Source organism: Rhodococcoides trifolii (assembly GCF_014635345.1).
GTDB lineage: Bacteria > Actinomycetota > Actinomycetes > Mycobacteriales > Mycobacteriaceae > Rhodococcoides > Rhodococcoides trifolii.
The window spans coordinates 21,325-43,557 of record NZ_BMCU01000007.1 but is presented as its reverse complement, the minus strand read 5'-3'; the positions used below and the strand labels follow the sequence as shown (position 1 = coordinate 43,557).

Genomic DNA, 22,233 nt, shown 5'->3' with positions numbered 1-22,233 from the left:
CAGTCATTGAGTCTAGCCAAACCGGTGTTGTGGAGCACATCGGCTGGTCCGGGGCAACCTTAACCGACTTTTATCCGGTTTCAGCGCCGATTCCGTACGGAGTGCGTGCGGTCTCGGGATCGCCGAACGTGATCGCACGCTCGCGTCGTGTTCCGGATGCGAGAGTAGCCGCCCAATTGATGACTGTCCCGGTCCGATTTCGGAAACCCGCCAAGAACGCGATGTGAATGACACCCCACGAGACCCACCCCGCGAACCCCCACATCTTCAGGGGACCGGCCTGGACCAGCGCATTGCGTCGCGCGATGTAGGCCGCGGTGCCGAGGTCGCGGTACTTGAACGGGGTGCTCACGCGGTAGCCGGCGGCAATCGACTCAGCAATCTGAGCGCCGGCGTGACGCCCACCCTGCATCGCCACCTCGGCAACACCGGCAAGTTTGTTCAAAGACATGATGTCCCCGACGACGAACACCTCGGGATGGCCGGGCACCGATAGGTCCGGTTCGGTCGTGATGCGGCCGCCGCCCACCTGCTCGACGCCGAGCGCCTGTGCGAGCGCGCCAACGAACGGAACCGCCTCGACGCCGGCGGTCCACAGCACCGTCCTGGCCTCGTACACCTCGACGTCGGTCTTGTCTGTCTTCGAGGTCGTCTGAATGGACGTTTCGCACACGTCGGTCACGTGCACACCGAGATGCGTTTCGACGCCCACCTTGTCCAATGTCTTCTGTGCGTGTCCCGACAGCTTCGGGTTGAACGACTCGAGTACACGATCGCCCCCGTCGATCAGGAGAACGCGCGCCTCGGCGGGGTCGATGGAACGGAATTCCTTGTCCAACGCGTTGGTCGCCAGCTCGCGAATCTGACCGGCGATCTCGACACCGGTGGGCCCGCCGCCCGTCACCGCGAACGTCAGCCACGGCCGTCGCTCCTCTGCCGTCGGCAGGGATTCGGCCATCTCGAACGCGTTGATGAGCTTGCGGCGGATGGCCAACGCATCGTCGACCGTCTTCATGCCCGGCGCCCAGCGGGCGTACTCGTCGTGGCCGTGATACGACTGCTGCATCCCCGCGGCGACGACCAGATAGTCGTACGGGAGGTCGAACGTCGAGCCGTCGGCTCGCGTCGCGGTCAGGATCCGAGCGTCGGCGTCGACCGTCGTGGCCTCTCCGAGAAAGACGTGCGTGTTCTTGTTCCGACGAAGAAGATGCCGCAAGGGAGAGGTGATCTCACCCTCCGACAGCAGGCCCGTTGCGCACTGATAGAGCAGTGGCTGGAAGACGTGAGACGTACCGCGATCAAGAAGCGTCACGTCTGCGTCGACTTTCTTCAGTCGCCGAGCGGCGTACAGGCCGCCGAACCCGCCGCCGACGATGACGACTCTGGGGCGTGCGTGCTTCATGACTTCGATGGTGCCATGCATAGACTTCCGCCATGCACGTGCTGTTCGTTTGCACCGGAAACATCTGCCGATCACCGACTGCCGAGCGGTTGGTGCAGGCCTACGCGGCAGAACGCGGCCTGACGGTCACCGCAGAGAGCGCGGGGACACGCGCAGTCGTCGGCCACGGAGTAGAGGCAACGGCGTCCGACGTTCTCGTCTCGCTCGGCGGATCGCCCGACGGTTTCGCCGCGCGCCGGTTGACCGCCGACATTGCCGCGAAGGCCGACGTCATCGTCACCATGACCGCGCGCCATCGCGACGGGGTGCTCGCCGTTGCGCCCCGCAAGCTCCGCACCACCTTCACCCTCCTCGAGGCGTCGGAGCTGGCCGCTCGAACCGGATCCGGGGATCCCGCCGCCTGGTACCGAGCACGAGTGACCGCCCCGGTGGCCGCCCTCGACATCGACGACCCGATCGGGCAGTCGGTGGTGGTGTTCGAGAGCATCGGGCAGCAGATCTCCGACGCGTTGGGCCCGCTGCTCGAGGTGTGGGAGTAGGGGTTGGGGCGGCGCTCGTGGGCCGTCGGCGGTTGTGAAGGAAAGACCACGCCTCCCGCGGCAAAAGCTTCACAACCGCGCCGGCGGTCGTGGGCCGGGGACGGGCCGGCGGCGGTCGTGAAGGAAAGTCCGCGGCTACCGCGGCAAAAGCATCACAAGCGCGGCGGCGAGCGTGCCGGGGACGGGCCGGCGGCGGTCGTGAAGGAAAGTCCGCGGCTACCGCGGCAAAAGCTTCACAACCGCGAGTGAACGGAACCGTCTGACGCCCTGTGCGTCCAACCAGGTATGACGCTGCTGCCGGTCAACAAAATTCTCGCGCGCCAAGATGGGGTCATCAGCGCTGGACAAGCCCTCGCAGCCGGCCTCGGTCGCGACGCCATCGAGCGACGCGTGGCACGGGGCGAGTGGCGACGAGTCGGGCCGGGCACGTATCTCGCGACGGAGCGACCGTGGGACGACGAAGCTCGACTGCGGGCCGCAGTCCTCGGTGCAGGTGCGGGTGCAGCGGCCGACGGACCCAGCGCAGCGTGGTGGCACGGAATTCTGAAGGACGCGCCGAGGTCGATCACGGTCACCATTCCCCTGAAGCGGTCTATCAAGCGTGGCGGGGACATTCGTGTGCGCCGGCGCGACCTGGACTGGACCGACGTCGACACCGTGCGCTCGTTACGGGTGACGAACCTGCCCTTGACGGTTCTCGAAACGGTGGTGGTCGTACGCAATGGGCCCCAGCTACTGGACCGCGCTCTGCAGCAGAACACCTCGCTGCCCATCCTGAAGTCGGTGCACGAGAAACACCTCGGCAGACACGGCAGCAAGACTGCAGGCGCAATGCTCCTGGTAGCTGCTGAAGGTGGAGCGTCCGAGGCCGAGCGAATGTTGTTGCGACTCTTGCGCGCCGACGGTCTCAGCGGCTGGCGGACGCATGTCCGGATCCTCCGTTACGAGGTGGACGTGGCTTTCGTTGCACAGAAGCTGATCGTCGAAGTCGACGGGTGGGCTTGGCACCGTGACGTGCTGCGCTTCGACCACGATGCGGAGCGGCACAACGCACTGACCAATGCGGGGTGGTCGATAATCCGCTTCACGTATCACCGCATCCGCGACGAACCGGAAGCTGTGATCGCGGAAATTCGGGCGGCACTCCGACGGTTGTGAAGGAAAGACCGCGCCTCCCGCGGCAAAAGCTTCACAACCAGACCCGCCCCCTCCCAGGCCGACGGTTCTGGCTGAGATCGATCCCAGGCCGCCGGTTGTGAAGGAAAGACCGCGCCTCCCGCGGCAAAAACTTCACAACCAGACCCGCCCCCTCCCAGGCCGACGGTTCTGGCTGCAATCGGTCCCAGACCGCCGGTTGTGAAGGAAAGACCGCGCCCCCCGCGGCAAAAACTTCACAACCGCACCCGCCCCCTCCCAGGCCGACGGTTGTGGCTGCAATCGGTCCCAGACCGCCGGTTGTGAAGGAAAGACCGCGCCCCCCGCGGCAAAAACTTCACAACCGCACCCGCCCCCTCCCAGGCCGACGGTTGTGGCTGAGATCGGTCCCAGGCCGCCGGTTGTGAAGGAAAGACCGCGCCCCCCGCGGCAAAAGCTAGTCCCGCACGAACCAGCGCGAGAAGAACTCGTCGGTGAGAGCGATGGCGCCGGTGACCTGGTCGTCGGGCCGGCGCAGGACGACGATCCACTCACCGTCGTACGCCTTGTGGTCCATGACGGAGCCGGAGGCGCCGGGCAGTCCGACCCAGGCGGTGTGTTCGCCGGGTCCGCTGAACGACACGTCGTCGACTCCGAGTTCGCCGAGCCAGGCGACGATGTCGTCGACGTTGGACGCGGACAGCTGCGCCGCCTCGACTGCGCGGCTCACGTATTTGTTCGACAGGGATTGCTCGACGCTGGTTGTGGTCATGCACTCAGTATCGCGCTCGGAGCTGTTGTACGCACCGATTTCACACAGGCTTCACGACGCGGGAGTCGTTCTCCCCCAACGGGGTTGCGATTGTGTACCCGATGGCTCTTCGGGGCAGCGGATCGGACGTGTGCCCCGTTTCGGCGGGCGCGGGATGGAAGGAGTGACCCGTAGCCCATACGGTGGGGGCGGACAGGTCACGGAACGGAGTGCGTGGATGCGGGAGAAACAGGCGGCGGGTATCGCCGTGGCGCTTGCCGGGGTGGCTGTTGCGGCCGGTGTCGTCTTCGCATCGGCGGGCGGTGTGTTCGACGACGACGACGGGTACGTCTCGCCGCCCGCGCTGGACTCGGGCGGCCTCCAGAACGTCGCATCCACCCAGACCAGCCCCATCATCTCGGTGCCGCCGTCGCCCACGTGGCGGGTCGCGGACCCCACCACCGAACGGCCTACGACGACGACCGAGGAGACCAGCACGCGGGCTTCGTCGACCTCGCGCGAACCCACCACCAGCCGGACTCGACCCAGCCGTACCTCGGCCACCACGACCACCACGACCACTCCCGACGGGTAGGGATGACGACCGCCACAGACAAGGTGACCAGCGGGCGGATCGCTCTCGCGTCGCTCGGCGGCGCGATCGGGTCCGTCGGCCGCTACTGGTTCTGGCAGGAGGGTTCCGGGGTCACCGGGGAATTGCGCGCCACCTTCGTCACGTCGGTGGTCGGGTGCTTCGTCCTCGGACTGATCCTCGGGGCCACCCGCACCTCACAGCCGTTACGAGCGTTCGCCGTCGGCCTGTGCGGAGGGTTCGCCAGCTTCAGTGTGTACGCGGTCATGGGCGTCGCCTTCGCGACTCGCTGGTTCGCGGTGGTCTTCCTCGTGGTCACCCCGGTGGCAGCACTCGGGGCCATGGGATTGGGTGCGTTGCTCGCGGCCGGCGTGAGGCGGCGATGATCCCCTACCTGCTCGTCGCGCTCGGCGGAGCCGCGGGAACCGGATTGCACTACGCCGCAACGAACTACGCGCGATGGGCATCGGAACGCGTGGTGGTGGTGGCCAATCTGACGGCATCGGCGCTGCTGGGTGTCTTGATGGCAATCGGACCACGTGAGTCGATCCTGGCACTGGTGGGTCTCGGCTTCCTGGCTGCTGCAGCGCCTTTCACCGCCCTCGGCATCGAAGCGGCGAAGACAGAAGGTCCCGGGAAGCTGCGCCGCGTGGTGATGGGAGTCGGGTCCAACATCGTGGCGGGCGCGGCGGTGGCGCTTCTCGGCTACCTGTCCATCCGATTCGGTGTCGTGCTGTATCGCAAGATCAGGTAACCGACGGATCGGTGCACGACGACGACCCCTGCACCGCAGCCTTGACGAACCCCGCCAGCTGATAGAGATACGTGAATTCCCACTCCGCCAAGGAGAAGTCGTAGGTTCGCGGCACCGCCCTCATCGTCACCGTGCCGTCGAAGCACTGCCCGAAGATGTAGCGAGCGCGAGGGAGGTGGTACTGCCAGCTGATCACCACGACGTGCTTCCAACCGTGCTGGCGCGCAAGCTCTTGCGTGAAGATCGCCTCACCACGAGTGGTCGACGGGACGGGCTTCTCGCAGAACACCGTCACCTTCTCGGAACTGGACGCGCACCACTTCTGAAAGGTCTTGTCGTGCGGCCCGTACGGGTCTGACAGCACCACGGTGTCGGCGACGCCTTGCTCGGCCAATGCGATTCCGTACGCTTCGCGGCCGTCGTGTTCGCCACCGAGCACGATGATGGCGTCTGCCTTGGCGATCGGGTCGATCGATGCCCGGGTGAACAGCACGTACCCGACGGCGCCGAGGATGACTGTGATGGCAACCGGGATGGCGACGATCACGATCATGGCGCGCCCCAACCGACCCACTGTCTACGTACCGTGGCCGGGGAGCAGCGTGTACTGCACCACGTCGATTCGGCCGTCGCGGAACCGATCTGCGCATCCGGCGAGGTAGTGAGCGTACTTGTCGTAGAGCTCCTGCGAACCGACCGCGATAGCTTCGTCGCGGCGGGCATCCAGGGTGGCGGCCCAGGTGTCGAGGGTGCGCGCGTAATGCGGGCCCAGCGCTTGCTGGCGTTCGATGGTGAAGCCGGACGCCTCGGCCTTGGTCGCCACGATCGACTTGTACGCCAGCTGCCCGCCGGGGAATATCTCGCGCATCATGAAGCGCACGAAGTCCATGTCGGCACGGCCGAACTCGATACCGTACTTCTCCACCACATCCAGATCCTGAATGACGATGGTATGCAGCAACATTCGACCGTCGGGCGGCAACAGCTTCTGGCACCGTTCGAAGAACGCCGGGTACCGGTGGCGCTTGAAGTGCTCGAACGCGCCGATGCTGACGATGGCATCGACCGGCTCGTCGAACTCCTCCCACCCCTGCAGTCGCACTTCCGCCGTGCGCGGGGTGTCGAGGGTCGCCAGCATTCGTCCCGCGGACTCGAACTGGTTGCGGCTGAGCGTGAGTCCGACGACGTCGACGTCGTAGTTCTCCACCGCCCGACGCGCGACGGATCCCCACCCGCACCCGATGTCGAGCAGCCTCTGGCCGGGCTTCAGGTTCAGCTTGCCCAGCGCCAAGTCGATCTTCGCGATCTGCGCCTCTTCGAGTGTCATGTCGTCCCGCTCGAAGTACGCGCAGCTGTACGTCAGTGTCGGGTCGAGGAAGAGCGCGAAGAACTCGTCCGACGCATCGTAATGCGCCTGAACGCCACTGAAGTTCGGTTGTAGCTGTGAATTGGGCTCGAGACTTGTCATGACATCACTCCTCGTGAGGATCGCCGCGCATCGACGACCGCCTCCAGAATTCGACCGATCGACGCCAGCGACCGGTGCTCACCCAGGTGTTCGTGCTCGGCATCGATGCGGTGCACCGTCACGTCGCCGCTGACGAACGGTACCCACTGCCGCGACGCGGTGGAGGCACGGGCAGCAAAGAAATCCAGGTCCGCGTCGACGACGGACGGCGTGTACCGCTCGACCAACGCGGGTGCGTCGCGCACCGGGGCGAACATTCGCTCGAGGTAGTCCGGCGTCAGGAAGGCCAACTCACTGCGCTGCTCGTGAAGTCGAGTCGAGATCGCCTCGAAATCGGCCGCGCCGGGGACGCCCAGCTGATCCGCGAGGTCGGCGACGGTGAACTCCGGTGCGTCGGTTGCGACGTCGAGATGCGAGTCGAGCAGTGCGAGGAGCGCGACGCGGTCTCCGCGCTTCTCCAGCAGCGACGCCATCGCGTGCGCGATGACCCCGCCCAACGACCAGCCGAGGAGGTGGTACGGCCCGGTCGGCTGCACCCGTCGAATTTCGGCGACGTACCGACGGGCGTACTCCTCGATCGACGTCGGCGCACTGCCGTCATCCGATTCCGACCGGCCTCCGGCCTTCCCGCCGTCCAATTCCGACCGGCCTCCGGCCTTCCCGCCCTCGAGTCCGGGGACCTGCAACCCGTAGAGCGGACGATCGGGATGAACGGCGGAGGTGAGACCGGTGTAGCTCCACGCCACCCCGATGGCCGGGTGAATGCAGAACAGCGGCGGCAGCTCTCCCGACGGGCGAATCGGTAGCAGCACAGCGAGTGCGGAGTCGACGGCCGAGTTGTCGCCCGCATCGATGCGGGCGGCCAGTGCCGCCGGCGTCGGCTCGGCGAACAGCCAGATCACCGGAATCGGCCGCCCCAACGCCTCTCGCAGCGAATCCATCACCCGCACCGCCGCGAGTGAGTGCCCGCCGAGTTCGAAGAAGTTGTCGTCGGCACCGACGCGGGTGGTGTCGTCGTCGAAGAGCACCCGGCCCATGACGGCGGCGACGACGTGTTCGGTCGGCGTGCTCGGGGCCCGATAGGACGCGCCGCCGAACGTCGGCGACGGAAGCGATGCCGTGTCCACCTTCCCGGAGACGGTCAGCGGCAACGCCTTCACTGTAGTGATCGCAGCGGGAATCATGTACGGCGGCAACGTTCTACCGACGAGCTCGCGAACCTCGGAGGGCGATGCGGGCCCGACGATGTACGCAGCCAACGCGGGTGCGCCGCCCGCCGAGTATCGGCCGGTCACGGTGACCTGGTGGACTCCGGGGTGCCGCAGGAGCGCCGCCTCGACTTCCGCGAGTTCGACTCGGTGCCCACGAATCTTGATCTGGGTGTCGGCCCGCCCCAGGAATTCGAGCGACATCGGAAATCCGAGAGATCCGGTGTCCCCGGAATCGTTCCAGCGCACCAAGTCTCCGGTGCGGTACATCCGTGTACCGGGTTCGCCGAGCACGTTCGGTACGAAGCGCTCGGCCGTCGATCCCGGCCGCGATACGTATCCCTCCGCCAGCGCAGACCCCGCGAGGTACAGCTCTCCGACGACTCCGTTCGGCACCAGTCGCAACCGGGAGTCGAGAACCATCGCGTCCAACCCGAGCGTCGGGGCACCGATCGTCGCGGGATCACCGGGATGCAGACGCGTCGAACACGTTGCCATGATGGTGGTTTCGGTGGGCCCGTACGCGTCGTAGACGTCGCGGCCGAGCGACCACCGGCCCACGAGCGCGGAGTTGCTCGGCTCGCCGGCCATGATCACCGTGCGCACCCCCGGCACGGCGGCCGGGTCGGTGGACTGGAGCACCGAGGGCGTCAGACACACGTGCGTGACGTTGTTCTCGACGAGCACGGACTCGAGTTCGCGGCCGGCGTAGACGCCCCCCGGCACCACCACCACGGCGGCACCGGACCCGAACCCCAGCAGCATCTCGAAGACCGACGCGTCGAAGCTGGGGGACGCGAACTGCAACACCCGCGACTGAGGTGTCACACCGAAACGCTCACGTTGTGCGGCAACCAGATCCGCTAATCCGCGGTGCGTCACGCGAACACCTTTCGGGGTGCCCGTGGATCCGGAGGTGTAGATGACGTAGGCGGCGTCGTCGAGATGCGGCGGCGCGTAGTACGTGCTGTAGGCGGTGGTGTCACCCGACCGATACGCCGAATCCGGGAGCGCCGAACCGTAGTCCACCCAGGTCCCGATCGCGCCGACGAGGGGAAGGTTCAGCACGTCCGTCACCCCCACCACGGGATCGACCTCGGTGAGCATGTCGGTGATGCGTCCGACCGGGTACGAAGGGTCGATCGGCAGGAACCCCGATCCTGCCTTGGCCGCCGCCCACATCGCGACCACGTATTCGACCGATCGAGGCAACGCGATCGCCACGATGCGGCCGGGTCCGGCGCCGTGCTCGATCAGCCTGCGCGAGAGACGGTCCGAGAGGACGTCGAGCTGCGCATAGGTCAGCGTGCGTCGTTCGCCGACGACCGCGGTGGCGTGCGGAGCGATGGCCACCGCGCTGCGCAACAGTTCACCCAGTGTGACTGCGGTGGCGGCAGCGGCTCCCCCACCGCCGCGGCTGACCCGCCGCTCGGCGGACGTCAGTACGTCGACGTCACCGATCGCGATGGTGGGATCGGCTGCGACCGTGCGCAGTACGCGTCCGAAACGTTCTGCCATCGATGCCACGGTCGCGCGGGAGAATCGCCGCGAGGAGTACCCGAGCATGCCGTCGATACCGTCGTCCGAATCGGCGAGCACGAACTCGAGATCGAACTGAACGTCGTCCACGTCGAGCTGCTCGGCCTGCACCTCGTACTCGCCGAGCCGCAACGTGGGGGCTTCGATGTTCTGGACGGCGAGCAGCACCTGGAAGAACGGGTGGCTGTCCGCAGTGCGAGCGGGGTCGAGCGCGTCGACGACGTCCTCGAACGGAACGTTTTGGTGCGCAAAGGCATCGAGGTCTCGGTCACGCACCTCGGTGACGAAATCCGTCCACGACGTCGACGGCGTCACCTCGGTGCGCAGCGCCAGGGTCCCCACGAACATGCCGACCAGCGGGTCGAACAGCGGATCGACGCGTCCGCCGACGGGAGTACCGATCGCGATGTCGGAGGTTCCTCCCAACTCGGCGAGCAGGATCGCGAGCGCCGCGTGCAGAACGACGAACTGCGTAGCGCCGTGTGCGTGCGCGAACGACCGCAGCGACGCCCGGGTTGCTGCGTCTATGTGAAAACGAACAGGCGCCGACGACTCGTCTCTCGAGGGTGATCCCGTCGGCAGCTCGAGGTACTCGGGCAATCCCTTCAGTGTCCGCGTCCAGTGTTCGAGCTGGCCGGACGAGGTGGCCGAGACGACGTCGCGTTGCCAGAGTCGGTAGTCCCCGTAATCGACTTCGAGCGGGGTGAATTCGGGTTCGCGTCCACGTGAGCGCGCCTCGTAGGCCGTTTCCACGTCGACCGCGAAGGGGGCGATCGACCCGCCGTCGACGGCGATGTGATGGACGACGACGACCATGAGCAACTCGTCGTCGTCGCTGCCGGTCATCGACGACGAATCGAGCAGCTCGATGCGCAGCGGTACCTCGCGCGTCAGATCGAACCCGGTGCCGGTGATGTCACGAATCGCGTTCTCGAGGGCCGATGTCGCCACGAATCGCGGACGCAGCAACGGCACCGCGGTGTGCGCCGACACGTCGACTGCGACGGGCCCGGAACTCTGCGCCGGGTAGACGGTGCGGAGGGGACGGTGGCGATCCACCACGTCCACGATCGCCATCCGGAGAACGTGCAGATCCGTCGATCGCGGGACGTCGATGCGGAACGCGACGTTGTGCGCGCCCGACCCTGGATCGATCCTGCTCTGCAACCACATTCGCCGCTCGGCCGACGAGAGCGGCATGGGCCCGAACGTCGGGGTGTGCGTGACCGGAGGCAGCGGAACGAAGCGCTCGGACAGCGCCCCGGTGGCCGCGGCGAGTGTGCGCGGGGTGGGGTTCTCGAACAGCAGACGAACCGGAACCGTCAGCCCGAGAGCCACACTCAGACGTGACGCAGCCCGGGTGGCCGTCAGCGAGTCTCCCCCGAGTTCGAAGAAGCTGCTCGTCGCACCGACGGACTCCGTGTCGAGTACGGCTGCGAAGACGGCCGACACGACATCCTCGTCGAGCGTGCGGGTCGGCTCGTGGGGCGACGCGGGAGCCGGGAGGGTGTCCGTCAACGCGCGTCGGTCGATCTTGCCGTTCGTCGTTCTCGGCAGTGCCTCGAGCACCACCACGCGCGACGCGACGGCCCACGACGGGACGCGCGCGGCCTGCCACGCGCGGGCCTCGTCGGCATCCACCGTGCCGGACACCCAGGCGACGACGTGTCCGTCTCGCACGTCCGCAACGGCGTCGATCACACCGGGATGGGCGCGCAGCGTGGCCTCGACCTCGCCGAGTTCGAGGCGCTGGCCTCGTAGCTGCACCTGTAGATCGTTGCGGCCCAGGTACATCAGCTGCCCGTCGTGGCGCAGCCGCACACGGTCACCGGTTCGGTACCGGCGCTCGCCGCCGTCGGCGGCAACGAAGCGGGCCGCGCTCTCGCGGGCGAGGGTTCCGTATCCGCGGGCGAGCATGGGGCCGGCCAGGTACAGCTCGCCGACACCGCCGAGCGGCACGGGGCGCAGACGGTCGTCGAGGACGGTCGCCGCGACCGAGTCGATCGGACGGCCGATGGTGACGGCCGTGTCGGTGGTCAGGGGGTCGGAGAGAGTCGACACCACGGTGGTCTCCGAGAGCCCGTACGCGTTCAGCATGGTGCGGCCGGGAGACCACCGGTCGACCACCGACTGCGGAAGGGCTTCGCCTCCCACCGCCACGGTCCGCACGCTCGCGACGGGCGGCACGGTCGCCAAGATGGCGGGCGTCGAGAGATAGTGCGTCACAGCGTGTTCGGTGAGGAACGCCGCCATCTCCTCGCCGCCGACGAGGTCGGGCGGGGCGATCACCATGGTCGCGCCGGTGGCGAACGCGAGGACTGTTTCGAGGACGGCCGCGTCGAAGTTCGGGGAGTATCCGTGCAGCACTCGCGATCGCCGGGTGACTCCGTATCGCGGCGGCATGAGTCGGGCCAGCTCGGCGACCGAGCCGTGCGTGACCGTCACGGGTTTCGGGTCGCCCGTCGATCCGGACGTGTGCACCACGTACGCGGCGTTGTGCGGGCGCACCGGATGCGCCCTGTCGGCGTCGGTCAACGCGTAGGGCGCCAGACCTCGTCCGGCGGACGGATCGAGCCATTCGACGTCGGGCTCGGATCCCGCGCCGATACCGAGCCGGACATCGCGCAGCATCGCGCGGCGGCGTTCGGGCGGGTGACGAGGATCGACCGGCATGAACGCGGCACCGGACTTCACCACCGCCCATACCGCGACGATGTAGTCGACGGAGCGCGGAAGCGAGAGCGCCACAACCGAATCGGCGACGGCTCCGCGGTCGATGAGCACCCGAGCCAACCGGGACGCGCGCCCGTCGAGATCGGCGTACGGCGTGTCCCCGAACTCGTCGACGATCGCGATGCCGCCGCGATCGGTGAACACGTCGAGCAGCGTCCCCGTCACCGGGCCCGGAACGGCCGCGACGGTGTGCGGCGCGAGGTCGATGACGTCCACGCCGACATCGGGATTCGTCGTGCCCGCCGAGAGCACACCTCGGACGAGCTCGGCGAAGTTCTCGACGGTCCCACGGTCGTACAGGTCTGTCGCGTACACGATTCGGCCGACGACGGTACCCGCGTCGTCGGCGAATTCGAGCGCCAGATCGTATTCGGTTGCGCCGGTGTCGATCGGCATCACGGTGAAGGGCATGGATGCGGTGGCGGAGGGCGATCGCGGTGCGTTGTCGTACGCGATCATCACCTGGAACAGGGAGTGCCGGTCGGTGAGTCCGTCCTGATTCAGGGCGGACACGACGCGTTCGAAGGGGACGTCGGCGTGCGCGACGGCGCCGAGGTCCGCGGTCTTCACGGTCGACAGCAGGTCGGCGAAGGAGCCGGACCCGTCGACGGTGACCGCGAGAGGGACTGTCCCCACGAACATTCCGACCACGTCGTCGAGAGCCACGTCGCCGCGTCCGGCGACGGGTGTGCCGACGACGGTGCGCGCTCGTCCGCCGAGCCGTGCGAGAACGACCGCGACGGCAGCGTGGACGACCATGAACGGAGTGGCACCCGACGCGTGGGCGAGGGCGCGCACCTTGCGCCACAGCTCGGAGTCGATGCCGAAATCGATATGACCCGACGTCATGGACTGCGACCGGGGCCGAAGCCGGTCGGCGGGAAGTTCGGCAGGATCGGTGTACTCGGCGAGTGCGTCGGTCCAGTACTCGAGGCCGGCGTCGACCCGAGAGTCGACGCGGTTTCGATCCCACACCGCATACTGCGCGTACGTCACCGGGAGCGGATGCCACTGCGGCGGTTTGCCTTCCAGGCGCGCGGAGTACGCGATGAGCAGGTCCCGCGTGAGCGGGCCGACCGACCAGCCGTCGGCGTTGATGTGGTGAGCGACGATGACCACGACCAGCTCGCCGGTGGTGACACCGAGCAGTCTGATCTTCAGCGGAACGGTCCGCGCGACGTCGAACCACGACGACGCAGCCGAGGCGAGAGCTGCATCGACAGCGCCCGGTTGGATCGTCTCGGTTCGCAACCGGGGCATGACCTCGTCGACGGTCCGCACCACCTGGTGCGGACCGGTGTCGCTGTCCGGATAGTAGGTGCGCAGCGCGTCGTGGCGTCCGACGACATCGCGAAGCGCGTCGACCAGAACGCCGGCGTCCGCCGCCACGCCCAACCGGACCGCGATCGGCAGGTTGTATGCCGCCGAGGTGGTGTCGACCTGATTGACGATCCACATGCGCTGCTGTCCGTACGACAGCGGAACGGGTTCGCGCACAACGATGTCGGAGATCGACTGCCGGTCGACGGAAGGCGGCCCGATGGCCGCGTCGGCCGCGTCGGCGAGAGCTGCGACGGTAGGCGCCTCGAACAACGCCGGCAGCGTAACCGAAGAATCCAGTTCGGCGTTGATCCGCGCGAGCACCCGCGTCGCGCTCAGCGAGTCACCGCCCAGCTCGAAGAAGTCGTTGTCGCGCCCCACCTTCTCGACACCCAGAACCTCCGAAACGATCTCGGCCACAGTCCATTCGGTGTGGGTTCGCGGCTCGTCGTACACGGTGACGGTCGCACGCTCGGGCTGGGGCAGTGCACGTCTGTCGATCTTTCCGCCCGGCGTCAGCGGCATCGCGTCCAGAACCACCACCGTGGTCGGCACCATGTACTGCGGCAGTCGCTCTCGGGCCAGGGCCAGTACATCGGCGGAGTCGACGCCACCGACCACGTATCCGGTGAGGCGGGCGGGCCGGAAGCCGGCCGACGTCGGGTCACCGTCGCGCCGGACGACGACGGCGTCGCGAACGCCGGGATGGGCGCGCAACGCCGATTCGACCTCCCCGAGCTCGACCCGTCGACCGTTGATCTGAACCTGGAAGTCGGTGCGGCCGAGATACTCCAGAGACCCGGAGGCACGAGCGGCACTGTGCGCTCCGCGCGGTGCAGCGTCGGCGATCCACCGGACCAGGTCGCCGGACCGGTACAGGCGAGCACCCGGAACCGCGGGGTCGGGCACGAATCGAGCCGCAGTGGTGCCCGGCGCGGAGCGGTAACCGCGGGCGACTCCGTCGCCTCCGATGTAGAGCTCACCGATGCCACCGGGCGGCACGGGGCGCAGCCGGTGGTCGAGTACGAGGGTGCGGACACCGCGCAACGGTGACCCGATGACGACGGGCTGGTCCGGCCACATCGGGTCGGACAACGTCGCGAGGACGGTCGTCTCGGTCGGACCGTACGCATTCAGCATCGACCGACTGTCCGCGGCGAAGCGCTCGACCAACTCCGGCGGGCACGCCTCACCACCGACGTCGAACACCTCGACCCCGTCGAGGTGGAAGGGTTCCAGCGTCGCGAGGACGGACGGCGCAGTGATCAGGTGTGTGATGCGTTCCCGCACGACGAATTCGCCGAGCAGCGGACCTGCGGTGACGTCCGGGGGCGCAACGACGAGCGTTGCTCCGGCGGTCACCGCGGCCAGCATCTCCTGGATCGCGGCGTCGAACACCGGTGCGGCAAGGTGCAATACGCGCGACGACGCGGACACCTCGTACCGGCTCACCACCTCATCGGCAAGCGCGGCCAGCCCGCAATGAGTCACGCTGACGCCCTTCGGCGTTCCCGTCGAGCCGGACGTGTGAACCAAGTAGGCCTCGTTGTCGACGTGGACCGGTCGCACGCGCTCGTCCGGGTCGATCGGTCGGTCCGATCTGGCCGACACCGCCGAGACGGTCTGCGGGTCGTCGACCACGATCCAGTCGATGTCGTTGCGCGCCAACGTGTCGAGCCCGGAACGGTCGATCAGACCCACCGACACGGCCGAGTCGGTCAGCACGTCGACGCACCGGGGGTCGGCCGGATCGACCGGGACGAAGGACGCCCCCGCGCCGGTCACGGCCCAGATCGCGGTCACGGACGCGGGCGACCTCGGTATCGCGACGGCCACTCGGTCCTCGGCGCCGAGACCTCGGCTGATCAGTTCTCGCGCAAGCTGATTGACGGGTGCGTTCAGATCGCGCCGTGGTGCGTCCCGCAGAAGGTCGTACATCACCATCGGCTCGGCCGCCGGGCTGGTACGCGCCGCGAGCAGCTCACGTCGTTCGGCGTCGGTGGTGATGTCGAGCTCGGCGATCGGGGTGCCTTCGGGCGCGGTGACGATCGAGCGCAGGAGCGCCAGGAATCGTCCGTGATGGCCCTGCAACTCGGCCGCGGTGTACATGCCGGGGTTGCCGAGGAAATCGACACGGGTGCTGCTGCCGGCCACCCCGGGGTACAGATTCACCATGAGATCGTCGATCGGCCCGCTCGAGAGGATGCGGTATTCACCGATCACGTCGCCGAGCCGAATCTCGCTGTCGAACATCATGATGTTCACGGTCGGCCCGAACGCTCCACGGCCACCGGACGTGCTGCCGACGAACCCGGCGTCGAGCTCGCGCTGCATGTCTTCTACACGGAATCGCTGATGCCGAAGGGCGCCGGTCAGTTCCACCTGCACCTGCTGGAGCAGGTCGGAGGTGGTGACCGCCGGATCGAGGGTGATGCGCAGCGGTACGACGTTGGACATCATGCCGGAGGACTCCCGCAGCATGGTCGTCGTGCGACCGGACACGGGCAGCGACAACACCACGTCGTCGGAGTCGGTCATGCGCCCGAAGTACACTGCGAACGCGGCCAGCACCACCGGGACGTCCGACGAATTGTAGTGGTGCGCAACGTCTGCCATGGCGGCGGCGACATCGGGCGGTAGATCGGACCCGACCGTGATGGCGGCCTGTGAGGGTGCGGTGACGCTACCGGAGAGGCGTCGCGCGTCCGGCAGGTCCACGAGCCGGCCGATCCAGTGCTCACGATCGCTGACGTACCGCGTCGAGGTGCCGTACGCCTCTTCGTATTCGTAGATCTTGCGCACACCGAGGGCGCGCGTCTTCGGCGGTGTGGTGTCGGTGAGCAGGGCGGTGTAGACGCTCGCGGTGCGTTCCTGCACGGAGATGGCGCCCAGACCGTCCATCACCACGTGGTGCGCGCGGCTGTACCAGAACCAGCGTTGCTCCCCCACCTGCATGATCTCGCTGACGATGAGCTGGTCGTTGTTCATGTCGACGGGCCGACGGTGCGAGGCGTCCATGTACGCGCGCGCTGCCGCCACAGGATCGGGCTCACCGCGGAAGTCGCGGTACTCCATCGCGTAGGGAACGTCCCAGTCGATCCACTGGAACGGCTGCCCGTCCACCTCGGTGAGACGAATCGCGGGCGACTCGAGCCGACGGCACGCGATGTCGGTCGCGGCGATCAGAAGTTCGGGATCTAAGGGGCCGGTGATGTCGACGTATTGGGCGACGGTGAAGGGAACGGACGGCGCCAATTTCTGAGCCACCCAGATGCTGAGCTGTGCGGGCGAGAGTGGGAAGGCGGTGGCAGGTACGGCGCTGTTCGTCACCACCGACCTCCTTCTTCAACCGCGTTCTCCTACGGCCCAGCCCCGAGCATGCGTCCAGCAAGAGTTTCCGGTCTCTTTGCACTTACGCTAATGGTCCGCGCCGTCGGTCTCCACTCGACGTCGATACACGGGTTTGCACATGAACGCGTCAGTGGACGAATGTCGAGGGGGAGTGATCGGTCGATGACCCAGAGCACAATCGGTAAGCGCAGTAGAAAAAAGCCTGTCCTGATCGGAATCGGGGTGGTTCTGATCTTGCTGATTGCTTTCGTTGCCTGGTTGGGATACAACGCCTATTCGGCGCAGAAAAGCCTGACCGCTACCCGCGACGCCGCCGAGAAAGCCAAGAATTCGCTACTGGGCGGCGACATCCCGGCAGCGCAGCAGGCCGCTGCCGACGCGAAGAAGAACGCCGACGACGCCAAGAGCAACACCGATTCCATTCCCTTCACCATTGCCTCGGCGATTCCGTTCGTGGGCAGCCCGTTCGACACCGTTTCGCAGATCACCGACGTCGTAGGCGGATTGGCAACCGACGTGCTGGTTCCCGCCGCCGACGCCGGCTCGGGTGTGTCCCCGCGAGGGCTCGTCGACGGAGCGGGCCGGGTGAATCTGCAGCCGCTTCGAGACGCGCAGCCGGTTCTGGAGCAAACGTCGACCGCAGCAACCGATCTCGACCTCGCCGCACAGAACATCGGAGAATCTTCGTACCTGTCGACGGTGAACGACGCGCGAATCAAGTTGCAGAACCAAACTCACGAATTGTCCGGGCTCCTCACCAACACTTATCTCGCAAGCAAGCTTCTGCCTTCGATGATGGGCGAGAACGGTAATCGGAGTTATTTCCTGGCGTTCCAAACAAATGCCGAGGCTCGCGGAACGGGTGGATTGCTCGGCGCTTTCGGAATCGTCGACGCGAACAACGGCGCTATTTCCGTTCGAGACCTCGGCCCGAACAGTGATCTCGAATACGGCCAGGCGCCCATCGACCTAGGACCGGGCTACGCCGCTCTGTGGGGCGCCCGGAACACCACGACGGATTTCCGCAACTCCAACGCCAGCCCGCACTTCCCCTACGCGGGGCAGATCTGGTCCGACCTGTGGCGCCAGCAGACCGGGGAGCAGCTCAGCGGCACCATCGGAACCGACCCCATTGCGCTCAGCTACATCCTCGGCGCCACCGGGCCCGTCACGCTACCCGGCGGGGAGTCGATCACGGCGGACAATGTCGTCGAGATCACCCTCTCGACCGCGTACACCCGGTTCGCCGACGACAACGCAGCCCGAAAGGCGTACTTGCAGAGCATCGCCGAGGCTGTGGTGACCAAGATGAGCACGTCCGCGTCGTCGAATCCGCAAAAGCTCGCCGAGGCCGTCGGCCGGGCCGCCAGTGAGGGTCGACTCTCGGTGTGGAGTGCCGATCCGGCCGAGCAGGACATTCTGGGCGGAACCAAGGTGGGGCACGTGTTGTCCGCGGAACCGGGCCCCTTCGCCGACGTGGTGGTCAACAACGCCGGCGGCAACAAGCTCGACTACTACCTCCAGCGGACCATCGACTACACCGCCGAGGCCTGCACTGGTCCGACCCGGAAGAGCACCGTCACCACCACGCTCACCAACGCCGTGGATCCGAACGGGTTACCGCCGTACGTGGCCAGTACGTTCCGCGCGGACACCCCGTACGGCACCAACGAATCGATCGTCTACCTTTACGCCGCCCAGGGCGCGAAGATCGGCAAGGTCACCGTCGACGGGCAGCTGGGGTTCACAGTGCAGAGCGGTACCGAGCTGGGCCATCCGGTGAACGCGATCTACCTCACGATTCCGCCCGGCGAGACGCAGACGGTGACGTGGGAAGTCGAGGAGCCGGCCGTGGCGGGCGAGGCCACCGTGCCCGTGCAGCCGCTGGTCGACACACCGAAGGTGACGGTGAACGTGCCGCAATGCTGAGCCTGACGTTGTAGCGGGGTCAGCTGGCTCGCGCCGAGTTCTCCGGGCGCGAGCCGCTGACCAGGAACACCACGCGTTGACCCACGTCCACCGCCTGCGCCGCGTAGCGCTGGTAGAACCGGCACAGCAGCGCGACGTCGACGGCCTTCTTCACGTCGTTGCCACGGGTTTCGTCGGTGATGGACTCGATGACCTCGTCGTGCAGCCGGTCGACCCGAGCGTCGAGGTCGTCCAGGTGAGCAATGGGCTCGACCGCGATCTCACCGAGCGCGCGGCGCACCCGGTCTGCCATGTCGAGGCAGATGTCGCCCAGTTCCTCGAACTTCGGCTCCAGGTAGTCCGGCACGATCTCGTCCGGGAAACGTCGGCGCACGGCCTCGGCAATGTGCACCGCCAGGTCGCCCATGCGGGCCAGGTCGGCACTGATGCGCATGGTCGAGAAGACCTGCCGCAGATCGGTGCCGACGGGTGCCTGACGGGCCAGCAGGGCCACCGCGCGGTTCTCGCACCGCGTGCCCAGTTCGGCGAGGTAGCCGCTGCGGGCGATCGACGCTTCCGCCCGGTGCACGTCCCGTTCGAGCAGTGCGCGCGACGCATCGACCATGGCCTCGCGAGCTGTGGCCGCCAGGGCGCACAGGTCGTCGTTCAGTTCGTTGAGTTCTATCGTGTACGCGTTGCGCATGCGGATGCCCCCACTTCGGTTAATGGAGACTACCCGGTTTCTGCCGAACGAACCGGAGCTACGTCATGCGCTGAGGAATCCCAGTTCGTGCATGTTCAGCATGTCCGACACGCGGTCGGCGGGAACCGGGCGCGACCAGAAGTATCCCTGCGCACGCGCGCAGCCGAGCTCCTGTGCGCGCCGGGATTGAACCGGGGTCTCGATGCCTTCGATGATGAGCTTCTGCCCGGTGTCCGCGGCAAGCCCGGCGAGCGCCCTGATCATCGAGTCGCCCGTGCGGGTGCCCAGCTTCGCGGCGATCGCCGTGTCGATCTTGAAACCGTCGACGGGCAGATGCAGCAGCCGCTCCAGGGATGACCAGCCGATACCGATGTCGTCGAGCAGGACGGAGAACCCGCCCCGCCGCAGGGCGTCCACGAAATCGCCGATGTGCTCCATGTCGGTGTGGGCTTCGGTCTCGGTCAATTCGAACACCACGGACTCCGGTGCCACCCCCGATGAACCGACGATGCAGGACAACTGGTCCAACCGGTCCTGCCTGCCGAGATGCCGGGCGGAGAGGTTCGAGTTGAGCATCAGACCCGGAATCTTCTTCTGCCACATCGGAAGCAACTCAACGGCCTGCTGCAGGACACTGTGGTCGACGTCGATGATGAGGTCGGAATCGACGATGGCAGGCATGAAAGCCGCCGGACCCTGCACGCTGCCGTCGGTGCCCTCCCACCGAGCGAGCGTCTCCAGGGCGATGATCCGACCGGATTCGAGGTCGACGATGGGCTGAAACCACGGCACGATCTCACGGCGATCCAACGCATCGGCAATACGGCTGACCGGCGCATGTCCGACGCGGCGGCCGCTACCGCGCATCATTTCGAGCTGGTTCTCGACGACGGTGGCAAAGCGACGCAGCGTCTCGACGGCGTAGTCACCGATCGGATGCGGCTCCCAATCCAGGACGCACAGGGTGCCGATCGGTACACCTTCGCGCCCGCGCAGCGTCACCCCGAGGTAGGAGCCGACCCCGATCTCCGCCATCCGGCGGGCGGTGGCGGATTCGAGACTGTGGCCGGCCGATTCACGCCTGCTGTCGGGCACACCGATGACGCCGTCGCTCTGCAGTACGAAGCGGCAATGCGATGTGGTGCTGGGGTTGACGGGTCCGTACCAGTCGGGCAACCCGACCTCGGCGAGGGTGTAGATCGTGGTTTCGTCGAGAATGTTCACCATCGCCATCGAGAACCCGAGCGTGGACGCGGCCAACGATACGAGGGTATCCAGCGCAGGAGTCGCGGCGGAGAAATCCACGTAGTTACGAGCGGATTCGGTTTGGCGCTGTCCGCTGGTGCGGTACATGCGGACTCCTCGTCGCAGCCGACGCGCTCGACTACACGCCGTACTGTGTGACATTCGGTGTGGAATGCAGAAGGTATTGGTCCGATCGCATCGGTATTTCGATGAAACGCGTCGATCGTGGCCGGTTTCACCGGTCATCTCGGCTGGGTAGACTCGGCTTCGTCCCCTGAGGAGGTACGACTGTTGTCCACCGACGCCGCCCTACCTAGTTCGGACGCGTTCGAAGTCCTGGTCAGCCACCACGGCACCACGGTGCTCATGTCCGTGTCCGGCGAGCTGGACATGGTGACGGCGCCGCAGCTCACCGAGTCCGTCGATGCTGTCATGAGCGGAGATCCCCAGCGCGTCGTCATCGATCTGAGCGACGTCCGCTTTCTCGCCTCGTCCGGGATGTCCGTGCTGCTGGACGTGAACGACCGACTCTCCGACGCCCATTTCGCCGTGATCGCGGACGGGCCGAACACTGCTCGCCCACTCGAATTGGTCGGCCTGAACGGCACCTTCACCATCTACACCACACTCGACGCCGCACTCGCCGCGTCGGCTTCGGCCGACGACTCCGCGTAATCGCCGTGCCGGGCGCGGAGGGCGAGACCGCTTCCATGGAGGTCGACACGTTCACCGCACTGGACATCCGCGCGGAGGCCGAGCACCTCACTCCGGTGCGCCGCGGGCTCCTGGCCTGGCTGCGCCGGGCCGAGGTGTCCGAGGGGCGTAGCCACGACATCACCCTGGCCGCCTACGAGGCGCTCGCGAACAGCGTGGAACACGCGTACGGCGCGTCGGACAATGCCGGGGACGAGGACGACGGTCCGTCCGATGTCACAGTGAGGACGATCGGCCTACGGGCCTCGCGCCATCCGGACTCCGGTCTCGTGGTGATACGCGTCTGGGATCAGGGGGTGTGGGACACCACCGACGGCGGTTGGTTGCGCGGACGGGGACTCCCCCTCATCTACGCCCTCGCCGATCACGTCGCCATCGATTCGATCACCGGCACCACGATCGAGATGCGGTTCGAGGGAACCTAGGCCTCGGACAGGTTCTTGCGCAGCGATGCCTCCGAGTGCTTCACCGCTTCGGCGACGAACGGAGTAACCAACGCGCCCAACATCTTTCCTGCGATACCGCCGGGGAGGGTGTAGTCGAAGACGACGCTCATTCTGGTCGTGCCGTCTCCGAGATCGGCGAACTCCCAGCGCGATGAGTTGGTGAGTCCGTCCGCCGATTCCAGCACGATCAGCTTGTCCTTCTCCCACTCGCTGCACACGACGGTCGAATGCAACGTCTTCGGCCCCACCCGCATCGACGCCGCGAATCTGGATCCGACGCCACGTTCGACGGAGCCGATCGGATCGAACCGGCTGACACCGAACATCCAGTGCGGCACGCTCGCCGGGTCGTCGACGTAGTCGAACACCACGTCGACTGGTGCTTCCGCGATACCGCTGTGCCGAACCGTGCCCATGTGACCTCCG

The 22,233-nt window shown here is 66.9% G+C and carries 16 protein-coding genes; 8 read left to right on the top strand and 8 right to left on the bottom strand.

Annotation, left to right across the window (positions count from 1 at the left end):
* Nucleotides 1-70: 70 nt before the first annotated feature.
* Complete coding sequence (locus IEW02_RS23790) at nt 71-1,402, bottom strand: NAD(P)/FAD-dependent oxidoreductase (RefSeq protein ID WP_188547734.1); 1,332 nt, start codon at nt 1,400-1,402, stop codon at nt 71-73.
* Between the two features lie 32 nt (nt 1,403-1,434).
* Here IEW02_RS23790 and IEW02_RS23785 point away from each other — a divergent pair, with 32 nt between their 5' ends.
* Nucleotides 1,435-1,941, top strand: coding sequence for an arsenate reductase/protein-tyrosine-phosphatase family protein (locus IEW02_RS23785; RefSeq protein WP_188547732.1), 507 nt, complete (start codon nt 1,435-1,437; stop codon nt 1,939-1,941).
* A gap of 285 nt (nt 1,942-2,226) precedes the next feature.
* Complete coding sequence (locus tag IEW02_RS23780; protein ID WP_188547730.1) at nt 2,227-3,099, top strand: type IV toxin-antitoxin system AbiEi family antitoxin domain-containing protein; 873 nt, start codon at nt 2,227-2,229, stop codon at nt 3,097-3,099.
* 433 nt (nt 3,100-3,532) lie between these two features.
* Here IEW02_RS23780 and IEW02_RS23775 read toward each other — a convergent pair whose 3' ends face one another.
* Nucleotides 3,533-3,847: a hypothetical protein gene (locus tag IEW02_RS23775; protein ID WP_188547728.1), complete on the bottom strand. Its 315-nt coding sequence runs from the start codon at nt 3,845-3,847 to the stop codon at nt 3,533-3,535.
* A 217-nt stretch (nt 3,848-4,064) separates the two neighbouring features.
* On the opposite strand from IEW02_RS23775, the gene IEW02_RS23770 reads away from it, so the two are divergent.
* Genes IEW02_RS23770 through IEW02_RS23760 form a run of 3 tightly spaced genes read left to right on the top strand, consistent with a single transcriptional unit; the run spans nt 4,065 to nt 5,172 of the window.
* A complete protein-coding gene (locus tag IEW02_RS23770) occupies nt 4,065-4,421 on the top strand; it encodes a hypothetical protein (protein WP_188547726.1) in 357 nt (118 codons plus the stop codon).
* Nucleotides 4,422-4,423: 2 nt separating this feature from the next.
* Nucleotides 4,424-4,804 (top strand): CrcB family protein, encoded by a 381-nt coding sequence (locus tag IEW02_RS23765; RefSeq protein ID WP_188547724.1) that lies wholly within the window; start codon nt 4,424-4,426, stop codon nt 4,802-4,804.
* The gene (locus IEW02_RS23760) at nt 4,801-5,172 is read left to right on the top strand and encodes a CrcB family protein (protein WP_188547722.1); all 372 of its coding nucleotides are present in this window, start codon (nt 4,801-4,803) and stop codon (nt 5,170-5,172) included. The genes IEW02_RS23765 and IEW02_RS23760 overlap by 4 nt, the downstream gene beginning before the upstream one ends.
* Here IEW02_RS23760 and IEW02_RS23755 read toward each other — a convergent pair.
* Genes IEW02_RS23755 through IEW02_RS23745 form a run of 3 tightly spaced genes read right to left on the bottom strand, consistent with a single transcriptional unit; the run spans nt 5,165 to nt 16,770 of the window.
* Nucleotides 5,165-5,725, bottom strand: coding sequence for a YdcF family protein (locus tag IEW02_RS23755; RefSeq protein ID WP_188547817.1), 561 nt, complete (start codon nt 5,723-5,725; stop codon nt 5,165-5,167). The two genes, IEW02_RS23760 and IEW02_RS23755, sit on opposite strands and share 8 nt — an antisense overlap.
* A 24-nt stretch (nt 5,726-5,749) precedes the next feature.
* Nucleotides 5,750-6,640 (bottom strand): cyclopropane mycolic acid synthase family methyltransferase, encoded by an 891-nt coding sequence (locus IEW02_RS23750; RefSeq protein WP_188547720.1) that lies wholly within the window; start codon nt 6,638-6,640, stop codon nt 5,750-5,752.
* Nucleotides 6,637-16,770 (bottom strand): non-ribosomal peptide synthetase, encoded by a 10,134-nt coding sequence (locus tag IEW02_RS23745; RefSeq protein ID WP_188547718.1) that lies wholly within the window; start codon nt 16,768-16,770, stop codon nt 6,637-6,639. The genes IEW02_RS23750 and IEW02_RS23745 overlap by 4 nt, the downstream gene beginning before the upstream one ends.
* Before the next feature lie 183 nt (nt 16,771-16,953).
* Between IEW02_RS23745 and IEW02_RS23740 the strand changes: the two genes are divergently transcribed.
* The gene (locus tag IEW02_RS23740; RefSeq protein ID WP_188547716.1) at nt 16,954-18,720 is read left to right on the top strand and encodes a DUF4012 domain-containing protein; all 1,767 of its coding nucleotides are present in this window, start codon (nt 16,954-16,956) and stop codon (nt 18,718-18,720) included.
* 19 nt (nt 18,721-18,739) lie between these two features.
* Here the strand turns inward: IEW02_RS23740 and IEW02_RS23735 are convergent, their stop codons facing one another.
* Together IEW02_RS23735 and IEW02_RS23730 are read right to left on the bottom strand one after the other, a co-directional pair.
* Complete coding sequence (locus IEW02_RS23735; protein WP_188547714.1) at nt 18,740-19,402, bottom strand: phosphate signaling complex PhoU family protein; 663 nt, start codon at nt 19,400-19,402, stop codon at nt 18,740-18,742.
* 63 nt (nt 19,403-19,465) lie between these two features.
* A complete protein-coding gene (locus IEW02_RS23730) occupies nt 19,466-20,755 on the bottom strand; it encodes a sensor domain-containing phosphodiesterase (RefSeq protein WP_188547712.1) in 1,290 nt (429 codons plus the stop codon).
* Between the two features lie 183 nt (nt 20,756-20,938).
* Here IEW02_RS23730 and IEW02_RS23725 point away from each other — a divergent pair, with 183 nt between their 5' ends.
* Together IEW02_RS23725 and IEW02_RS23720 are read left to right on the top strand one after the other, a co-directional pair.
* Nucleotides 20,939-21,322: an STAS domain-containing protein gene (locus tag IEW02_RS23725; RefSeq protein WP_229746281.1), complete on the top strand. Its 384-nt coding sequence runs from the start codon at nt 20,939-20,941 to the stop codon at nt 21,320-21,322.
* Nucleotides 21,323-21,357: 35 nt separating this feature from the next.
* Nucleotides 21,358-21,786, top strand: a complete 429-nt coding sequence (locus IEW02_RS23720) for an ATP-binding protein (protein WP_188547710.1) — start codon at nt 21,358-21,360, stop codon at nt 21,784-21,786.
* On the opposite strand, the gene IEW02_RS23715 is transcribed toward IEW02_RS23720, so the two are convergent.
* On the bottom strand, nt 21,783-22,223 hold the full coding sequence (locus IEW02_RS23715) for an SRPBCC family protein (protein WP_188547708.1): 441 nt from the start codon (nt 22,221-22,223) through the stop codon (nt 21,783-21,785). The two genes, IEW02_RS23720 and IEW02_RS23715, sit on opposite strands and share 4 nt — an antisense overlap.
* Nucleotides 22,224-22,233 lie beyond the last annotated feature (10 nt).

Coding starts and splice junctions, on each gene's coding strand:
- IEW02_RS23790 (WP_188547734.1), bottom strand. CDS start 1,402: ATGAAGCACGCACGCCCCAGAGTCGTCATCGTCGGCGGCGGGTTCGGC.
- IEW02_RS23785 (WP_188547732.1), top strand. CDS start 1,435: ATGCACGTGCTGTTCGTTTGCACCGGAAACATCTGCCGATCACCGACT.
- IEW02_RS23780 (WP_188547730.1), top strand. CDS start 2,227: ATGACGCTGCTGCCGGTCAACAAAATTCTCGCGCGCCAAGATGGGGTC.
- IEW02_RS23775 (WP_188547728.1), bottom strand. CDS start 3,847: ATGACCACAACCAGCGTCGAGCAATCCCTGTCGAACAAATACGTGAGC.
- IEW02_RS23770 (WP_188547726.1), top strand. CDS start 4,065: ATGCGGGAGAAACAGGCGGCGGGTATCGCCGTGGCGCTTGCCGGGGTG.
- IEW02_RS23765 (WP_188547724.1), top strand. CDS start 4,424: ATGACGACCGCCACAGACAAGGTGACCAGCGGGCGGATCGCTCTCGCG.
- IEW02_RS23760 (WP_188547722.1), top strand. CDS start 4,801: ATGATCCCCTACCTGCTCGTCGCGCTCGGCGGAGCCGCGGGAACCGGA.
- IEW02_RS23755 (WP_188547817.1), bottom strand. CDS start 5,725: ATGATCGTGATCGTCGCCATCCCGGTTGCCATCACAGTCATCCTCGGC.
- IEW02_RS23750 (WP_188547720.1), bottom strand. CDS start 6,640: ATGACAAGTCTCGAGCCCAATTCACAGCTACAACCGAACTTCAGTGGC.
- IEW02_RS23740 (WP_188547716.1), top strand. CDS start 16,954: ATGACCCAGAGCACAATCGGTAAGCGCAGTAGAAAAAAGCCTGTCCTG.
- IEW02_RS23735 (WP_188547714.1), bottom strand. CDS start 19,402: ATGCGCAACGCGTACACGATAGAACTCAACGAACTGAACGACGACCTG.
- IEW02_RS23730 (WP_188547712.1), bottom strand. CDS start 20,755: ATGTACCGCACCAGCGGACAGCGCCAAACCGAATCCGCTCGTAACTAC.
- IEW02_RS23720 (WP_188547710.1), top strand. CDS start 21,358: ATGGAGGTCGACACGTTCACCGCACTGGACATCCGCGCGGAGGCCGAG.
- IEW02_RS23715 (WP_188547708.1), bottom strand. CDS start 22,223: ATGGGCACGGTTCGGCACAGCGGTATCGCGGAAGCACCAGTCGACGTG.